Origin of the sequence: Sphingomonas colocasiae (assembly GCF_019880585.1) — a bacterium.
GTDB classification, from domain to species: domain Bacteria; phylum Pseudomonadota; class Alphaproteobacteria; order Sphingomonadales; family Sphingomonadaceae; genus Sphingobium_A; species Sphingobium_A colocasiae.
In genome coordinates this window covers 70140-89283 of record NZ_JAINVV010000005.1, presented here as the reverse complement: position 1 = coordinate 89283, position 19144 = coordinate 70140, and the positions used below count along the sequence as shown (strand labels likewise).

Below are 19144 nucleotides of genomic sequence, written 5' to 3'. Positions count from 1 at the left end.
ATGGGCGACGGCGCAGGACGTGGGGCGCTCGGGGGCGCTGACCCTCGAAAGCATCACCGCGTCCTTTCAATCGTCGCGCCACTCATCCGTACCAGGAGTAAACCATGCGTATCCGATCGCTTCTCATCGCCTCGTGCGGCCTGCTGATCCTTGCCGGCTCAACCGCCGCCGCGGCCGGCATGGGCCGTAAGCCCGCAGCTCCGATCGTCCGGCTCGATCCCGAGGTCAGGCACGGCAAGCTCGGCAACGGTTTCACCTATTATATCCGCCGGGTGAAATCCTCGCCGGCGCGGATCGAAACGCGTCTCGTCGTGAAAGCCGGCTTCAATCAGCAGGACGACGACCAGATCGAGCATGCGCATCTGGTGGAGCACATCGTCGCCAACCATGTCGTCGGAAACCGCGGCACCATCTGGGACTGGGTGCCGAGCTGGGGCGGACAGATCGCGCGGGACTTCGGCGCCTATACGAGCGATGATCGCACGGCCTATAAATTGTCGTTTCCGGCCGATCGGCCGGACCTGCTCGCCGCCGCGATCGAGATCAGCCGGGGCTGGGCGCAGGGGGCTTCGCTTGGCGCCAAGGATAGCCAGCGGGAGCGAAAGGCTGTGCTTGCCGAGATCCTGCGCACCCGCACCATGGGGGCCCGGCTGATGGATCAATATATGCCCCAGATGACGCGTTATTATCGTAGCTGGGCAAGCCGGCAGGCATCGATCGAGAAGACCGATGACGCGCCGGTCCTTCGCTATTACCGGGACTGGTACAGGCCCGATCTCCAGGCGCTGATCGTCGTCGGCGACGTCGATCCCGAGGCTGTCGAGGCGATGATCGTCAAGCATTTCTCGGACATGGCGCCGCTGCCGGATGCGCGCTCCCCTGCGATCAGGGCCGCCCCTCTCGAAACGCGGTCCGGATTCCGCATCGTGACCGACCCCGAGGCGAAGGAACTCCATGTGAAGCTGCTGGCGAAACGCCGGGCGCCACGCCTCACCGGCTATGCGGCGGTTCGCGAGCGCGTGATCGCCAAGCTTGTCGACGCGATGTTCCGCGAAAGGGAGACCGCGCTCATTCATCGCTATGACGCACCCCTTCTCATGTCGGACTATGATCGTTCGTTGACGGCGATCTCCGAGCCTTTGGCCGGTGAAGTGGCGATGGCCATCTCGTCATACCGTGTGCGGCCCGAAAGCATCAGGGAAGGGCTCGAAGCCGGCCTCGCCGTGCGTCGGTCGGTGCTCGCCTTCGGCTTCACGCCCGACGAACTCGATTTTGCCCGAACCTTCGTGGAACGGCAGGATTTGCTGGCGGACAGGCCTGTCGAAGCGCGCGTTCTGGGGCCCGGTTCGATCATGGAAGGGCTGGTCAACGACTTCGTGACCGGTGAGGCTTTCCAGAGTTGGGCGGAATATGAGGAGAGTTACCGACATGCTGTCCGCTCGTTGACCGTGGCCGAACTCAACAAGGCTGCACGTGAAGCGCTTGCGGGGAGCGATCGGGACATCCTGGTCGTGAGCCCTGAAAAGCTTGTGGGCAGCCTGCCGTCGGAGGCCACGCTGCGGCGCTGGATCGCCGAGGCCGAGCGGCGCCCGGCTGTACGTTACACGCCGCGGCCTTCACCGCTGGCGCTGAAGACCAAGGTCGTCGTGCCGGCTTATGCCGGGACGGTCCGGCAGACCCGCCATGACGCAATGGGTATCACGAAGGTTGTCATCCCCGAGAATGGAGTGACCGTCCTGTTCAAGCCGGATCTCGAGCTTGGCACGGCGGATCCCCGAGGCGGACAGATCCAGTTCGCGGCGCTTCGCCCGATCGGCCCCGAGATTTACAAGGGCGATGACTATCTCAATGCCCGTTTTGCCGCCAATCTGGCCTCTGCTGGCGGTGTGGCCGGCCTGGACAAGTTCGAGACGGATCGTCTGGTATACCGCAATACCTGGATGTCGTCCTTTTACGACGAGGACGGGACGGTCTTTCTTGGCGGCGCATTGCGTGACGATTTCGATACGCTGATGCAAATGGTCTATGGCCGGTTCACGCATGTTCAACGCTCGGACAAGGGCTTTGCGCATTACATGAAGGCCGAGCGGGAATATCGCTCCCGGCCGGGCGACAAGTCACCGAAGACGCTGCTTTTCGAGAAACTGGAAGAGACGGTTCGTCTGGACTTCGCGGATCATCCCAAACGCACCGCGCAGAATATCGACCGGATCGATTACGAGAAGTCTCTGGGCTATTTCGAGCAGGCGGTCTCGAATGCCGGTGAGTTCCTGTTCGTCGTGACGGGACGATATGATCCTGAGGACATCATTCCGATCGTGACGCGCTATCTGTCGCGGCTGCCCGCCAATGGCCGCGGCGAAATGTTCTCCTATCGCCGTCCCATCCAGTTCCGCAGCGGACCATTTGACGAGACGATCCGCGCGGGCGATGGCGAGAATGCCTCGGTGACATTGATGTATACCGGCCTGAGCGCCAGGGGGCTGGCGGCGCAATCCCGGTTCCGGGCTTTTGACAACATCCTGAAAGCACGTCTGCGCGACCGCCTGCGTGAAAAGGAGAACGGCACTTATGCCGTATCGTTCTCGACCGAGGTGTCGAGCGCGACCGGCGAGTTCGACACGCGCATCGGTTTCGACTGCAAGGTGGTCGATGTCGAACGGATGATCGCGGCGACCCTGTCCGAGATCGTCAAATTGCAGACCGAAGGGCCGACGGCAGCCGAGATCGCCTCGGCGCTCGAACTCGAAAAGACCCATATGCTCAAGCGCACCGATAATATCTGGTTCTGGCCAGGCTATCTTTTGCGCCGGTTCATCGAGAGCGAGGGCGCGGACAGCGCTTTCCTGCCCGAAAAGACCGAACCGGTCGCGGCGGCCGACATCAAGGCACTGGCCAACGACTTGCTCAAGCGCGACCAGCTCAAGCGTTTCGTCGTGCTGCCCGAAGATCCGAAGGCGCGATAGACGCATTTCCACAAGGGCGCGCCGGATCCGTGCCGGCGCGCCAAACGGCACGATCGTGACCCGCTTAACCTGGAAAGGCCAAGACTCCCTCCGGGCCTCCGACCGTCATGTACGCGGGCGAGGGCAGGAGGAACTATCGGCAAGGCGCCGGTCATGTCCGCGGAAACGCGGATTTTGAAGCTTGCTGCCTTGCCGAATTTCCTTGGTCGTTCGTCTCTCGCATATAGAATGCGGGGAACATGGGATGCGTGTCAGGATGAACGACGCCGGCCAAGGGCCGGAAGACGAGGCGCCCGCCCATGCGCGCGAGGCCGTCAGCAGCCTGTTCGCCGAGCATAACGGGGCGCTCGTCAGGTTCCTGCGACTGAAGCTCAGCTCCGACCAGGAGGCACGCGACGTCGCGCAGGAAGCCTATGTACGCCTGCTGGCGCTGGAGCAGCCGGGCACCGTCAGTTTCCTGCGCGCCTATCTGTTCCGCATCGCCACCAATATCGCGATCGACCGTCAGCGCTCGGTCAGCCTGCGCAATCGTGTCCATGCCGATCCGGTCTTCGATCCCGGGGAGGACAGGCTCGATCCGGAACGGCGGGCGAGTGCGCGCGAGCAGCTCGAGATCGTCGATACCGCCTTGCGCGCGTTGCCCGAGCGGACCCGCACCGCATTTCTTCTGTTCCGCATCGACGGGGTGTCGATGGTCGAGATCGCGCGGCGGCTGGACGTCAGCGAGCGCACCGCTCGCAACCTGGTCACCGCCGCCATGGTCCATTGCCGCAAGCGCCTCGATGAAGGACGCGCGCTCATCGAAGGAGACGAGGCATGAACGACCTGCCTCAATCGCAGCATTCAGGCGATATCGACGCCGAGGCCGCGGCCTGGCTGATCCGGCTCAGCGAAGCCGCTGATGCTGACGACGCGACTTCAGCCTGGCTTACCTGGTACGAAGCAGATCCCGAACATCGCCGTGCGTTCGACGCGATGGTCGAGCTATGGGATGTGAGCGGCGGTCTGGAGGGCATCGGGGCCGCGCATCGCGATGCCCCTACCGCAAGCGATACGGGGACGGTCGTAAGGCTGCGCGCCCGCCGGCGATTCCTGCCACTGCCAAGCTGGGCGCTGGGTGGCATCGCCGCCTCGCTCGTGCTGGCGTCGGTGTCGGGCGTCATTTTGTGGCGCGGCGCGGTCCCGTTGTCCGAGACGCAGGTCGCCGGGCGGATCCAGACCGAAACCGGCAAGGTGCGCCAGGCCATGCTCGCCGACGGGTCCGAGATCGAGCTCGGTGGCCGTTCGGCGGTGGCCGTGCGTTATTCGCAGGACCGGCGGCTCGTCGTCGCCGAGAATGGCGAGGCCTTTTTCCGGGTCGCCAAGAATCCCGACCGGCCCTTCGTGGTCGATGCCGGGCCGCTCCAGATCACCGCGATCGGCACCGCCTTTTCGGTCCAGCGCGAGGGCTCGTCGGTCTCGGTGGTCGTTTCCGAAGGCGTGGTCGAGGTCCGCGCACAGGGAGAGGCGGGAGGTGCCGGGGCGGGGCCCGCCATGTTCCGTATCGCGGCGGGCGAGCGCGCGACCTATGATCGCGGCCGGCTCACCCGCTCGGTCGAGACCCGGGTCGCCGATCTCGTGACACCCTGGCATGACGGGCGGCTGGAGTTCCGGGACGAGCCGCTTCGACTCGTGGTCGCGCGGATCAACCGCTATTCAAGGACCCGCATCGAGATCGGCGACCGGTCGATCGAGGAGTTGCGCGTCACCAGCACCGTCTATGACGACCGCATTCCCGATTGGCTGGAGGGCATCGCCCAGGTTCTGCCGGTCAAGGTCGAACGGCGCGGCGCCGACACGGTCGCGCTGGTGCCGGCGACGGCCGCCGCGCGGCCGCTGCCATAAAAAATTCACATGATGTTTTGCCGGTTCGCGCGCTTCAACCGTCAAGGCCCCCGACAGCAGCGGACTGGCTGCGCAAAATGGGGGGTATGGGGATGGTTCGTTCGTTGAGATCGGTGATGATGGGGGCGGTGTCGGTGGTCGCGGTGGTGCAGGGAGCACCCGCCGCCGCCCAGTCGCTCGATGCGCGCGGCAACTTTGACATCGCGGCGCAGCCCGTCGGTGACGCGCTGCTGCAATTCTCGAGGCAGAGCCGGGTCCAGATCGTCTCGTCGGCGGCACAGCTTGGCGAGGCGCGCAGCAAGCCGGTCAAGGGCGAAATGACGGCGCGGCAGGCGCTTTCGACCTTACTCGGCGGAACCGGCCTGGTCTTCCGGCCGATCGGCAGCGGGTCGGTCGCGATCGCCCCTGATGCGAAGCCGGTCGCACGGGGCGGACGCGGCACGATCGCCGGCAGCCTCAACGAGGCGACGACGGGTGCCGCGCTCAAGGGCGCCCGCGTGGAGATCGAGGAGACCGGCGATGTCGCCTCGACCGACGATCTGGGCAATTTCCGCTTCGCCAACGTGCCGGCGGGGGACGTGACCTTGCGGGTCTCCTATCTGGGCTATCCGGCGACGAGCATGGTGGTGACGGTGTCGCCAAGCGAGACCGCGAGCGCGCCGATCACGCTGGCGGCGGGCCAGGATCGCGAGATCATCGTGCGCGGCCAGGTCTCGGCGCGCGCGCAGGCTCTCAATCAGGAGCGGACGGGCGAGAACAGCCGGACGATCGTCTCGGGCGACCTGCTCGGCAATTTCAACGGCACGACGGTTTCCGACGCGCTGCGGCGCGCGCCGGGGGTATCCTTCCTTCAGGAGGCGTCCACCGGCGATGGCTCCAATATCGTCGTTCGTGGTCTCGCTCCCGATTATAACCAGGTGAAGATCAACGGGGTGGCGCTGCCCGAGTCGACGGGGACCGGACGCTCGCCGAGCCTGCGCAACATTCTCGCGGACTCGATTTCGGAGATCCGCATCAGCAAGACGCTGACCGCTGCCCAGGAGAGCTACGGTACCGGCGGGCTTGTCGAGATCGAGACCAAGTCGCCGCTCGATCGGCCGAAACATTATTTCAACGTCAGTGTCGACGGGTTGAGGCGCGCAAAGGGGTTCGGCAACGAATATTCGGTTTCGGGCACCGCTTCGATGCGGTTCGGCGCGGACGGAAATTTCGGTCTGAGCGCGTCCTATCAACGCCGCGAGCAGGAATCTCGCACCTATCAATATACGCTCGACGGGGTTTACGGCGCCTATATCGGACTGCGCCCAGACGGGCAGCCTGGCCTCACGCGTGACATGGATCCCCGGGTGGCGTTCCCATTCTATCCCGGCGCCGAATATTATGTGCAGAATGTTGCCGCCGCCTACAATCTGGCCGAGGTAGAGACATCGACCTTGTCGCTGTCGGCCGAATGGCAGGTCAGCCAGGGCACGAACCTGCGCATCGATTATGTGCGGGCGACGCGTGACTCCGATACCTTGGGCAACAGTTCGTCGGTGGGCGGCGTCGCCAGCGGCTATTCGTTGCTTGCCGTTCCGGCTGAGGGTGGAGCGAGCCGCTATGTCTATGGCTATGGCCTGCCGATCGTGTCCGCGCTTAACGGTATCACCCTGAACCGGGGAGGTGAGCAGCAATCGGACACGCTGAGCTTCCGGGGCGAGAGCGCGTTCGGTGGCCTGCGCCTCAATTATCAGGCGGGCTATGCCAAGGCGGCGCAAGTCAGCGCCGAAAGCCACAATTTCTCGCTGGGCCGCAGTTTCTCGGCCACGGCCGCGGACCTGCTCCCTGAAGCCGTGACATCGGCGACCGGGACGGTGGTCAGCTATTTCGGTCCGCGCGTGGGACGGGGCATGCCGCAGCCGCTCCTGACATCGGCCGGATTCGAAAAGCTTGCGAACCAGGGGCTTTATGTCCCCGCCGCGAATTCCGCATTCAACCGCCGTGGCAGTTCGGAGGATTTCAGCGGCGCTTTTTCCGCGAAATATGATTTTTCGGCCGGATGGCTCAAATATGTCGAGACGGGCCTGCAATATAAGGGCGCGAAGTTCAGGAATGTCGGGACGAACAACGCGTATTATTCGCTGAATTTCGGTTATTCTCCGCTTCCCACCTACAAGGAGATGGGGCTGGAATATGAAACCGTTCCATTCGACTCGGTCACTAACGGCGACACCGCCTATCTCCTGATCGACGAGGCGTCCGTGAACCGCTTTGTCGATAGCCTGGATGCTCTGGCGGACAAGGGGTATTTCACACGCCGGAGCGAAGGCGTCGATCCGCTGCTCGCGCAGGTCTATACCGACGAAAGCGCGCTCGCGGGCTATATCCAGCTGAAAGCGGATATCGGCAGGTTCGAGATCATCCCGGGCGTCCGCATCGATCGCAACCGGGTCGAGGCCGGGTTCGCGAACGGCACCTCGATCACGCGCGAGGACGGCAGCTTCGACCAGCAATATTATGATCAATCGCGCGTGATCCAGACAGGCGCCGACGTGCTGACGACCGTCCTGCCGCGCGTGCTCGTGAATTTCCGTCCGAGCAATGATCTGGTGTTCCGCGCCGGCTATTTCTCCACGGTGGCGCGCCCGCAGATCACGCAGCTCAACAGCAGTCGCTCGATCCAGTATGACGCGCGCCGCCGCTATGGCAGCGGCACGCAGCCCCGGCTTATGGTCAGCGAGGGCAATCCGGCGCTCAAGCCTGCGACCACCCACAACTTCGACCTGAGCGGCGAATGGTACGACCAGAAGGTCGGGGTGGTGAAGCTCGGGGTGTTCTATAAGCAGATCTCCAACATGATCGAATCCAACGAGAGGAGCATGCGCGGCGTCGGGCTCGAGGGAATCGACCTGCCCGATCATCCGTTGCTCAACGCGATCCCGAGCGATGTATTTGTGCAGCTGAGCCGTCCTGAGAACAGCCCCGACAGCGCGCGGATCTGGGGTGTTGAAGCCGCTTTCGAAAAGCGGCTGACCTTCCTGCCGGGCCCATTGTCCGGGCTCGGCGTCTATCTCAACTATACCTATACCAACAGCGAGCGGACCTACCGGTCGACCTGGGTGCAGCCCATCTACGATCCCACCGGTGTGCGCATCCGCAACGATACGATCACCTACACGCGGCGCGTACCCTTCACCTCCTCGCCCAGGCATTCCGGAACGGTCGGTCTGACCTATACGGGCTACGGGGTGGACGCCTCGCTCTATTACACCAGGCAGGCCCGGGTCATGACGGGAGTGGGCATCTATCAGATGGACATCTTCGACGAGGCGGTCGCGTCGCTCGACTTCCGGGCCGTCTACAATTTCAAGTTCGCGGGGTCGGTGATGCGCTTCTCCGTCGAAGCGAACAATCTGCTTCAGGGCAAATCCGATCCCCTGATCGAGCGGACCGTGGGCGGCAGCAACGGAACCCCCAAATATTACACCAGCGGTACCTATCATGGCGGCCGCAGGTTCGGGCTCGGCCTGTCCGCCACCTTCTGAACCTTGGCGATCGCAAGGGATCAGTGATCATGCGTAACCGGATATACGCCGCAGCGTTATGCTACGGCGTAGCCGCCCTGCTGCCGGGCGCGCCGCTTCTGCACGGAAAGGTTTCCCCGGGAGGCGGTGTTCCCCGTTCCCCCGGGGCATCGCAAGCCGGTAATCGGCTGGTGGGCAAATTGCCCAATGGCCTGTCCTATTTCATCGAGCGTGGCGGACAGCCCGGAGAGAAGACGCAGTTCTCTCTGATAGTGAGGGTTGGCGACGCGCAATATCTCCCGCGCGAGAATGATGTCGCGCACGTCGTCGAACATATCGTGTTCAACAAGCTCCGCGACGAGCCGACGTCGGGGACGTTGCGTGATCGTGTGGCGCGCCATGGCGGCGTCGTGGGCACGGACGCCACCGCGAACACGGGGCTGGTCTCGACGCGCTACACCCTGCGCATGCCGAACGAGCCGGAGGCTCAGCGGGCCGCGCTGGACATTTTGCGGGATTGGGGAACGCCGGCTGCCCTCACCGACTTGGAGATCGATCGCGAGCGAAAGGTCGTCATCGAGGAACATCGGCGCTCGCCTCCGGCCGCGATGCGCGAATTGACGACCAGGATGCGAACATGGTTTCGCGGCAATCGGTATCTCGACCATCAACCCGACCCGATCGGGACGATCAGCGCCACGCCGGCGTCCATTCGCGCGCTTCACGCAAAATGGTACACGCCTGCCAACATGGCCGTGGTCGTCGTGGGGGATATCGACCCTTCGGCCATGCTGTCGGAGATCACCGGGCGGTTCGCGGATCTTGCCGCCGGCTCGGGCCCCCTCATCGCAGCGGATCCGACAAGCTGGTCGGCGCAGGGCGGTCGCTATGTGCCGACCACCGGTGCCGATCAGGAGGAGACCTCCGTCGAGGTGACCTTCAAGCATCGGGCAACACGCGCAGGCGTGGCCGAGCAGGCACGCGAGGCCGCGATGCTTCTGCTCTCCCGAAGGCTGATCGCCGACGCGGCGGCGAATCTGAACCGTCGCCATGATGCGCCTTGGACTTCCCTCAACATGCAGGCACGGCAACTGCCCGGCATCGGTGCCGCCATCCTGACCTTTGGCGGGGGCGTCAAAAGTGGCGAGGCCCGTGCCGCACTGGCCGACATTCTTGGTCTTGTGTCGACGATCCGCCGCCAAGGTTTCGGCACTGCGGACATCGAGCGCGCGCGTGCCGATGTGCTTTCCGGGCTGCCGGAAGGGCCTTTGTCCGCAACGCAAAGCGCGTCGCTTTGGGAAGCGCAATTCATCTCGGGCCGTTCGGAGGCCTCGCCGCTGGATATTCGTTCGGCGGTTCAGAACCTGACTCCAGCTGCATTCAACACGGGGATCGGCGTCCTCCTGTCGCCCGCGGACCGCGACATCTTCCTGTTCTTTCCCCAGGCGGATCTCGGTTCGATACCCTCCAGGATCGATGTCGAACGGATGATCCGGCGCGCGCGGACCCAGGAGCCGGTGAGGCTCGACCGGCCGGCGCTCAAGGAATGGCGACTGTCGTCCGTCCCCGAAAACCCACCCGCGGCAGCAACGGGGGCCGAAGAGGCCGGGGGTTTTATCCGCTGGACGCTGCCCCGATCCGGCGCGACCGTGCTTTACCGGCAGGTTTCGTCGTCAAAGGCGCGGCTCGTGATGCGCCGGAAGGGCGGGGTGGAGGGGCTTGACCCGGAGATGGCGCGACAGGCGCGGCTGGCATTTGCGATGGTGCAGGATTCAGGACTGGGCGGGCTGGACAAATTCGAGCTCGCGGACGTACTGGCCGCCCGCAAATCATCGTTGCAGCTCTCCCTTGGCGATCGATCCGAGGGCCTGTCGGTCGACGGACCGGCATCGGAATGGCGGTCCCTGCTCGGACTTGCGCGAACCGTGCTGCTGGAGCCGCAATGCCACGAGGCAGCGCTGCGTACCCGTCTTCATGCGCCTCGGCACCTTGGCAGGTCCAGGGCGTCCGACGATGCCGCCTTCTTCCAGATGGTGGCGGAGAAGCTGGGAATGAAGACAACAGTTATCCCGGCCGCGAACCAAGGAGATAGTGCCGCTTCACTTTGCGCATTGTACCGTCGGTTGCTCGGGGATGCGCGGGGAATGACGATCGCCGTCGAGAGTGATGTACCGCCCGAAGCGGTCTATCCCGATATTGCGGCTGCGCTCGACATTCCCGGACAGCCGTTTGAACGCATAGCTGGCACAGACGCTTCCGTGGCCGAAACCGCTGCGGGGCGGGATGTGCTCAAGCGCGGGCTCGACAGTTCCGCGACGGTCGCGCTGACGATGCAGCGCGCCGCCGCCGGCGGCGATCGCGTGGATGCGAGCTGGCCCCTCGTCGGCGAGATCATGACACGGCGGCTGATGCATCGACTGCGCGAAGTCGAAAAAGGGACTTATGCCGCCAACGCCGCACTGACCGGCGGGGTGAGATCGGATCGCATCAATTTCTCCATCAATTTCAGCTGCGATGCCGCCAATGTCGACCGGTTGATAGAGGCGGCAAAGGACGAAGTGCGCCGGCTCGCGGTCGAAGGTATTTCGGCGGAAGAATATGCGGCGGCGATCCGCATCACCGCACAGAGGCCGATCGGCCTTTCCGAGCGTGTCGACCGCTGGATGGCCGGCAAGGGACTCCTCCCGGCGCAGCCGCTGGATCGCGAAGACCTCAACGCTGCGATCAGGGATGTGATCGATGTGTCGCGTCTGCGGGAATTTGTCCGGTTGCCCGGAGATCCTCCGACCTGAGTCGCCTGCCGCATCGGCATCCAGGTGCTGCTTATCCGCCCCGTCGAGAGTCCCGGCGTGTCCTCGGATCATGCGCCTCGGCCGCGAGGCGCCGCAGCCATGCAAAAAAGGGCGCGTCGCCGCCAATGTCCAGGGCCAGGAGAAGGTTAGTCATGCGAACGAAGATCATGCCGACGATTGCGTGCGGCCTGTTGCTCGCGGCAGGTGCGGAGCGCCCTGTCCATGCGGGCGACGTCAAGGTCGGCCCCGATACGGTCCGGCTCGATCCGGATGTCCGGTTTGGCCGGCTGGCCAACGGCTTCACCTATTATATCCGGCGAAGCCTGCGTCCGGCCAAGCGCATCGAGATGCGCCTGGTCGTGAAGGCAGGCACAATGCAACAGGACAAGGATCAGGTCGAATATGCCCATCTTGTCGAGCACATCGTCGCCAATCATGTCGCGGGGGACCGCGGCACGATCTGGGACTGGGTGCCGAGCTGGGGCGGCAGGCTGGGCAGCGACTTCACCGCGCAGACGTTGAGTGACCGGACCGTCTTCAAACTCAACATTCCGGCAGGACGGGCCGACCTCTTCAGCGACGCGCTGGCGATACAGCGTGGCTGGGCGCAGGGCGCGGCGCCCGGCGCCAAGGATCTCGGGCGCGAGCGCAAGGCCGTGCTTGCGGAGATCCTGCGATCGAACAATCATCAGGCGCGGATGCTCGACCAGACCTTGCCGGGCATCACGCCCTATTATGATCGCTGGGATGTCCGGCAAAAGGCGATCGAGCAAAGCGATGACGCGCCGGCGCTGCGCTTCCATCGCGACTGGTACCGGCCGGATACGCAGGCGATCATCATCGTCGGGGACATCGATCCGGTGGCGGTCGAGGCGCAGGTCCGGCAGGTCTTTGGCGACATGCGCACCGGCGCGCGCAAGCGTGCGCGTGAGGCCAAGCCGGCACCGGTGCCCGTCCGGGACGGTTTCCGGTTAATCACCGATCCCGAGCAAAAGGAGGTGCAGCTCAGATGGCTGGGCTTGCGGCGCCGCGAAACTGTCTCGGACGTTGCCGGACTGCGCCGCGAGCTGCTGCTGAAACTCGTCGACAACATGTACCGTCAACGCCATCTCCGCATCGAGGAGCGTGATGACCCGCTGCTGGCGCAGTCGGGGTCCGATGTCTCCACGGTTCATTTTGCGCGCCGCTATCCCGGCAAGCTTGCCGGCGTGGAAAGCATCTTCGTTCTCTTTCCGGAGCAGATAAAGGAGGGAATCGACGCGGGCCTGGCCATTCGGCGCGCAGTTATGGCCGATGGCTTTCAGCAGGCCGAACTGGACAAGGCGCGCGAAGAGCTCTCGCGGGAATTGCTGGCGGAGGCCTCCGCGCCGGCCGATCGTCCGCCTGCATCGCCCGCGCTTGCCGCACGTCTCGCCGAGCATTTCGTGACCGGACTGCCGGTGCCGGCCTGGCCGGATCATGAACGCCTTTATCGCGGGCTGCTGAGTGCGATCACGCTGGCGGACGTCAACAAGGCGGCGCGGGAAGGGCTCAGTCTTCCCAATCGCGAAATGCTCCTGGTCGCGCCTTCGGGCCTGGCCGCGGCGATGCCGTCGGAAGCACAAATCAGAAGCTGGATCGATGAAGCCGCGCGCAAGCCCGCCACGCCCTTCACGCTGCGTCCGTCGGCGGCGGAAATGACCACGAATATCGTCCTTCCCGATTATGCGGGTACGCCGATCGTCACCGAGTTCAAGGAAACCGGGTTGACCCGTGTCGTCATCCCGGAGAACGGCGTCACGATCATCCTGAAACCCGATCGGGACCTTGCAAAGCCGGACATCCGCAAGGGCAAGGTCCATATCCTCGCGACCCGGCTCATCGGGGCCGAGGAATGGCGGGGCGATGCCTATCTGAACGCGCGCCAGGCCGGTTCGCTGGCCTATGCGGGCGGCGTCGGCGGCCTGACGCAATTTGACCTGGATGCGTTGCTCAAGGATCGCCGCATCTGGTCCGCGCCCGAGATCGATGAAGATCGGACACAATATATGTCCGGCGGACCGATCGAGGAGCTCAATATGATCATGCAGCTGGCCTATGGGCATTTTACCGAAGCCAACCGATCGGAAGATGCGTTCAGGGGACGAATGAAGGCGGTGAAGGCCTATCATTCGACCGCGGCCGTGAAAGATCCGAACGCGATCTTCGGCGATCGCATGTCCTCTCTGGTATATCGGTATGCCGCCGAGCGCCCGGAGCGCAACGCCGGCAATCTCGATCGTATCCGCTATGACGAGGCTTTGAAGAGCTATCGTCATGCAATGGGCAATGCGGCCGAATTCCTCTTCACGGTCGAAGGACGGTTCACGCCTTCCGACATCATTCCCACGCTGACCAGATATCTGTCGCGGCTGCCGTCCGCCGGGCCGGACAAGCTATTCTCGTTCAAGCGGCCCTATCAGCTGCGGCACGATCCGATCGCCGAAACGATCTACGCGGGCGAAGGCGTCAACGCGATGGTGGGGCTGGTGTTCGCCGGGCCGCTGGCGATCAGGCTCGAGCAGATCAGCAAGGTCCGGGCGCTACGGAGCATCATGGAAGCCCGCCTGCTCGATCGCCTGCGTGAGAAGGAGGGCGGTACCTACACCGTCAATTTCACGGCCGATGTCTCGATCTCGGCCGGTGAGTATGACTCGCGGATCTATTTCGAATGCAAGGCGGCGGATGTCGAGCGCCTGGTCGCCGCGGCCATGGATGAAGTGCGGAAGATCTCGGCGGAGGGCGTGACGACTGCCGAACTCGCGAGTGCCGCCGCGCTTGAAGCCCGGCATCTTCAGGATATGGACAAAAAATTCTATTATTGGGCCGACGAACTCACGCTCCGTTACGTTGTGAATGCGGGTCAGGATCGCGCCTTCGAACCGCTGACCTACGATCCGGTGACGGCCGCCGATGTCCAGGCCCTGGCGAGGCAATTGCTCGTGCCCGAGAAACTTCAGCGTTATGTGCGGCTTCCGGAATCGTCGCGGCCGAAATAGCGATCATACAGTGGCAGGGATCGCGGGGAATGAACGACCGGCTTTCGCTATCAGGGGTTTGCCGGCCTGGATTTCTGGGAGAAGTGGCGGGACCTATCGCAGATAGTTTCCGTCCCGATCATAGCTTGGCGAGCCGGCCTGCCCAAAAGCATTCCATAACAAATCGAACAGCGGTCGCAGCAGCGTATGCGGCGGGTTCCGGTCACCAACGTCGTCGATGAGCAATTCGGGCAGGAGGATGCGATCGCTCAGATGAGGATAAGCGAGGGTCGTTCCCCAGTCGTCCGCCGGCGCGCACAGCCCGCGTACCCCGGTCAGCGAGATCATGAGATAATAGGGCGGGGGCACCGCATAGTGCGTCAGCTCCTTGAGCGCCCGCGAAACGGCGGGCATCGTGTCGAACTCCATGCCCTTCAGGTTGATCGTCGACCGCTCGCCATTCCTGATCGTGCCGACGCTGGCGACGGCTTCCACGATGGCGTTGCGGAACAGTGTCGTGAAGGCGCGGACCGTTTCGAACCGTTCTTCGTGACCCGAATAGCTGACCAGGCCATCGAGCGAATGCATGCGGTTGCCACCCCCCGATCCCATCGGGAAGAGACCGGGCCTTTGATCCTCGAAGGCGAGCTGGACATTTTCGGTGAAACTTGCCTGGGGAACGAGATGCAGGACGATCGCCGGGCCGTCTTGTCTTATGGCGAGCGGGCCTTCGTTGGCCGTCAGGAGCTCGAGCCGGTCTTGACGGAAATGCCGTATCCGTTCCTCGACTTCGGATGCGAAGAGGAAAGCGCGGCGCAATTCGGTCACTGACATCGGATGTTTTCCGTTCTCGTCTCGCAGGAAGAACCGGTTGTCCTTGGCGACCGTGACGCGGTGCGGCGCGTTCCAGCTTCGGTCGACCTGGATCGCGAGGACGCCGCGACCTGTCGCGATCTCGATCCAGCGGACGCGAAGGCCGGGGATCGGAGGCTCTATCGAGGTGCGTAGCGACTCGACGACCGCACGGACCAGAGCATCGGGGTCGGGGGCCTCGACTCCCGGAATCGCCGACGCGACGCCATTCTCTTCCGCGATACCGACGAACAGATAGCCGCCCTGTGCATTCGCAAAGGCGGATACGTCCGCGGCGAACTCCCGTCTCGCCTCGTCCGTCCTGCCATAATGGTCCCGCTTGAACTCCAGCTGGCGACCTTCCGGGATTCTCGTCTCGACGAGCGCGCCGAAATCTTCGGCGGAAAGGTCGTCCAATGTCTTTTCGAACAGCTTCACCGGATCGCCCGCACCTCTTCGTTTTGATCCCGATCATAGTTCAAACGAACAGGTTCCGGATACTCCCATCGCCTCGGGGTTCCGCGTGGTGAGGTGTTTGGATGCCAGGGCGCTATGTCGCGGCAGTTAATGAGACAGGACCTGCCCCGCCAATAGAGCAACCACCAGTACGATAAGCCTCGCGCTCCAGCGGCCCAGTTCTCCGGCAAAAGCCGTCGTGAATTGCCGCGCTGCGCTGCGTGCGTACCGAACCCTCATGGTACCGCGTTCATATATGCCGCCATCGCCGCCCGGCCGTCGAACCATTTTTCGACCCAGAGCTGCCTGATTTTGTCGCTCGCCGGATTGCGCGCGCGAGATCTCAGGACGATCACCCCGGCCGTCACGGTTTCAGATCCGGGCAGATTGGTGCCAGCGTCATATATGCCGGCGAGGCAGCAGGCGCTATACCGGCGCTCGATTGCTTTGACGTTGGCGAACACGTCACCGTAAAGCCGGCGCAGCCGGAACGACCGCTCGCGATTGGGCAGCAGCGTGCCGTCATGTGCCCGCATGAAGCCGGTCAGGTCGAGCCATTCGCGCAGTCCCGCCAAGTCCTCGCTCGCTTCCTCGATATCGGTATCGACGACACAGAATGATGCCTCAGAAAGTGACCGCAACTGGTGCTCATGACGGAACGGCGCGACCGGGATCTGGATCTTGTCGGCATAGGTGGCGAGATGCGCGGCGATGCGCTCGAGAGCCTCTGCTTCACTGATCCTCGGTCGCAATTCCACAAAGGCTTCAGGCTCCATGTCGAGCGCCACGGCGATCTTCTCGAGCACGGTATCGCTGACGGCTTGGCCGCGCTCGAGGCGTTCGACGGAGGACAGCGAGACGCCGGCCATGCTCGCGAGCGTCGCCTTTTTCCAGAGAAGGAATGTTCGCCTCATCCTGACGCAATCGGCGATAGTGGCCGGGTCGGGGCGGTGGAGATCGTGTTGCGTGTCCATGGTCGCGAATATGGGTCAGGCAGGATGCAAAAGGCAGGGGGATAAGGCCTTCAGTGGCCGACGTCCGATCGTCGACAGGCTTCGGATCGTCATGTGCGTTCGAACTGCGATTTCCTGCCGCATGTTCGTCCTGGACATAGAGCACCATCCCGCCGGGTGGCCGCCGCCATGTCCAGGCCCTCGGGCTAAAAGCGCCGGCTCCTGCCTCAAGCTTGATCCATCACCCGGCGGGCATTTTTCTAAAGGGCGGGGAGGGGGCTCCTGCCACCCTTTCCCGGGAGGCGTGTATCAGAGGACTGTCCCGCACGATGTCTGTGCACGGGCAAGGCGCCGCTCCGCTCCGCTATGGCGGGCTGCGCTCCGCGGCGCCTTGCACCAGCCGTCGGATCGCGGATCGGAAGGAGGCGAGCTCCAGCCAGTGCGTCGTAGTGCGCTTGTCGGCGTCGATCATAGGATCGACCAGCCAGATCAGGATCGCCCCCGGACGCGGCGGCTCGGGGCGCGAGGGACTGGGCGAGGCCGGGCAAGCAGCAGCACGATCAGCGCGATGATGACGCGCGCGGTGCTGACAAGCGGCGGCTCGAACCAGCCAGTCTCTTCGAGCGGCGTGCGGGCCGAGGATTGTTGCTAGAAAACCATGTTTGCCCGAGGGGGCAGGTGCGTTAAATCGGTCGGGCGTTCGAGAGTGCTCCGCGCAATCCTGTCCGAATTGAGGGGCGTCGATCGCAGCGAAGCGCGAAACCGGTTTCTGTTCCGCAGCCACCAAGCGGCGGTGTAATCCGGCAGGATCGAACGGCCGCCGACCACGAGCTCAATAATGAAAACGGCACTGGGCGATTTCGAGCCGCTGCTCGTCATCTTTTCCCTGCACGCGGTACACCAGCCGATCTTCGTGCGTGATGCGCCGCGACCACCAGCCTTGCAGGTCGCCGCACAGCGGTTCCGGCTTGCCGGTGCCCTTGAAGGGATTGCGTCTGCATTCCTCGATAAGGCTGTTCAGCCTGGCGAGAGCCTTCGCATCCGAACTCACCCAAGGCTGACAATCGTCCCAAGCCTGATCTGCGAAGACGATCTTCATGGCTGGGTCAGCGTGCGCTCTTTGCCTTTTCCGTCATCAAGCTGACGGATCGCCGAGCGCAGCCGGTCGGCATTGGTCGGCGTGGAAAGAAGATGAAGCGTCTCTTCGATCGAATTCCAGTCGTCGAGCGACAATATGACCACCGGCGCGGCTTTTTGACGTGTGACGACGACATGCGTGCGGTCTTCCACCACACGATCCATCACCTCTTTAAGCCTGGCGCGGGCTTCGGTGTAGCTGATAACATCCATGTCCATTCTCCGTCCGCAGTATTTGTACAAATCTTTGTACAAAGCCAAGGCTGTTCCAGCGCCGCTCCCCGGAGGCTGGTGTCAGGGGCCCGCGCGCGTCGTCTATGCGCGGGCAAGGCGCCGCTCCGCTATGGGGCTGCGATCCGCGCTGCCTTGCATCGATCGCGCGGATCGCGGGGCGGGAGGGGCGGGCTCGTGCGGTTCGATCTTCTGCGGCGTTCCTATCCTCCCTCGTTCAAGGGATGGCGCGAGCCGTTTTGTCCGTTCATCGTCTTCTCATTTTCGATCGATTTTGCAGAGGGTGCGCGCCCGCTCCCTTGCCAAAGCCGAACCCTTCCGCGAGACTCCTTGCTTCGATGCGCACCGACCTTTCCCATCTTCCGGCCGCCAAGCAGCGCGATCTCGAACGCGTGGTCGCGATCCTCTTCGAGGAATTCGGCGAGGCGACCGCGCTGGCGTCGGGTGAATGGAAGAAGAAGGGGCGTATCCTCAAGATCGTCCTTTACGGCAGCTATGCCCGCGGTGGCTGGGTGGATGAGCCCCACACCGCCAAGGGCTATCAGTCCGATTTCGATCTTTTGATCATCGTGTCGGATCCGCGGCTGACCGATCCGGTGAAATTCTGGGAGAAGGCCGAGGAGCGGCTGACCCGCGAATTCGGAATCACGAAGACGATCAGGACACCGGTCAACTTCATCGTCCACACCTTGCAGGAAGTGAATGACGGGCTGGCGCATGGGCGCTATTTCTTCATGGATATCGCGCGGGATGGCATCGCGCTTTACGAGAGCGAGGGCGCGCAGCCGCTGCATTCGCCGAAGCCCAAGACGCCCGAGCAGGCGCTGGCGATGGCGAAGGAGTATTTTGAGGAGTGGTTGCCGAGCGCACAAAGCTTCATGCGGGGCTACCGCCACGCGGTGAATGATGGCGACCTTAAAAAATCGGCGTTCGATCTGCATCAGGCAACCGAGAGGCTTTACCACTGCGTCTTGCTGGTGAGCACTTTCTATACGCCGCATGTTCATAATCTCGGATTTTTGCGAACCCAGGCCGAGCGGCTCGATATCCGCTTGATCGATGCCTGGCCGCGCGAGCAGCGGCGTGAACGTGCAATGTTCGAGAAATTGAAGGACGCGTATGTGAAGGCGCGCTACTCGAAACATTATCGGATCACCGAGGAGGAACTGGTCTGGCTCGGTGAGCGGGTCGAGGCGCTTGGCGGGATTGTGCATGCCATCTGCGCCGAGCGGATTGTCGCTCTTGAAGGGCAAGCTGGTAAGGAGTGAGCCGCTCGCTGGCGTCAGCCGGCCTGTGGAGAAAATATGCGCGTCAAAAAAATGTCACCCAAAATGCGATCGGCCTGATCCCGTTCGTCCCTTCTGTGAGGTCGGC

11 protein-coding genes are annotated in these 19144 nt (G+C 63.4%); 7 read left to right on the top strand and 4 right to left on the bottom strand.

The window, feature by feature from the left end; all coding sequences use genetic code 11:
• Positions 1 to 104: 104 nt before the first annotated feature.
• The 6 genes from K7G82_RS13150 (at position 105) to K7G82_RS13125 (ending at position 14162) form a co-directional block, all read left to right on the top strand.
• The gene (locus K7G82_RS13150) at positions 105 to 2966 is read left to right on the top strand and encodes a M16 family metallopeptidase (protein ID WP_222990363.1); all 2862 of its coding nucleotides are present in this window, start codon (positions 105 to 107) and stop codon (positions 2964 to 2966) included.
• Positions 2967 to 3210: 244 nt separating this feature from the next.
• On the top strand, positions 3211 to 3786 hold the full coding sequence (locus K7G82_RS13145) for an RNA polymerase sigma factor (protein WP_222990362.1): 576 nt from the start codon (positions 3211 to 3213) through the stop codon (positions 3784 to 3786).
• Positions 3783 to 4850: a FecR family protein gene (locus K7G82_RS13140; RefSeq protein ID WP_222990361.1), complete on the top strand. Its 1068-nt coding sequence runs from the start codon at positions 3783 to 3785 to the stop codon at positions 4848 to 4850. Before K7G82_RS13145 ends, K7G82_RS13140 begins: the two co-directional genes overlap by 4 nt.
• Positions 4851 to 4942: 92 nt before the next feature.
• Complete coding sequence (locus K7G82_RS13135) at positions 4943 to 8374, top strand: TonB-dependent receptor (protein ID WP_222990360.1); 3432 nt, start codon at positions 4943 to 4945, stop codon at positions 8372 to 8374.
• A gap of 29 nt (positions 8375 to 8403) precedes the next feature.
• Positions 8404 to 11145: a M16 family metallopeptidase gene (locus tag K7G82_RS13130; RefSeq protein ID WP_222990359.1), complete on the top strand. Its 2742-nt coding sequence runs from the start codon at positions 8404 to 8406 to the stop codon at positions 11143 to 11145.
• 152 nt (positions 11146 to 11297) lie between these two features.
• On the top strand, positions 11298 to 14162 hold the full coding sequence (locus tag K7G82_RS13125) for a M16 family metallopeptidase (protein WP_222990358.1): 2865 nt from the start codon (positions 11298 to 11300) through the stop codon (positions 14160 to 14162).
• 93 nt (positions 14163 to 14255) lie between these two features.
• Here the strand turns inward: K7G82_RS13125 and K7G82_RS13120 are convergent, their stop codons facing one another.
• The 4 genes from K7G82_RS13120 to K7G82_RS13105 all read right to left on the bottom strand — a co-directional run bounded on the left by K7G82_RS13120 (position 14256) and on the right by K7G82_RS13105 (position 17752).
• Complete coding sequence (locus K7G82_RS13120; RefSeq protein ID WP_222990357.1) at positions 14256 to 15431, bottom strand: AlbA family DNA-binding domain-containing protein; 1176 nt, start codon at positions 15429 to 15431, stop codon at positions 14256 to 14258.
• 254 nt (positions 15432 to 15685) lie between these two features.
• On the bottom strand, positions 15686 to 16363 hold the full coding sequence (locus tag K7G82_RS13115) for a helix-turn-helix domain-containing protein (RefSeq protein WP_222990356.1): 678 nt from the start codon (positions 16361 to 16363) through the stop codon (positions 15686 to 15688).
• Positions 16364 to 17234: 871 nt separating this feature from the next.
• Positions 17235 to 17501, bottom strand: a complete 267-nt coding sequence (locus K7G82_RS13110) for a Txe/YoeB family addiction module toxin (protein ID WP_222990355.1) — start codon at positions 17499 to 17501, stop codon at positions 17235 to 17237.
• On the bottom strand, positions 17498 to 17752 hold the full coding sequence (locus K7G82_RS13105) for a type II toxin-antitoxin system Phd/YefM family antitoxin (RefSeq protein WP_222990354.1): 255 nt from the start codon (positions 17750 to 17752) through the stop codon (positions 17498 to 17500). Before K7G82_RS13105 ends, K7G82_RS13110 begins: the two co-directional genes overlap by 4 nt.
• Before the next feature lie 356 nt (positions 17753 to 18108).
• On the opposite strand from K7G82_RS13105, the gene K7G82_RS13100 reads away from it, so the two are divergent.
• The gene (locus K7G82_RS13100; protein ID WP_222990353.1) at positions 18109 to 19038 is read left to right on the top strand and encodes a HEPN domain-containing protein; all 930 of its coding nucleotides are present in this window, start codon (positions 18109 to 18111) and stop codon (positions 19036 to 19038) included.
• The last annotated feature ends 106 nt before the right edge of the window (positions 19039 to 19144 follow it).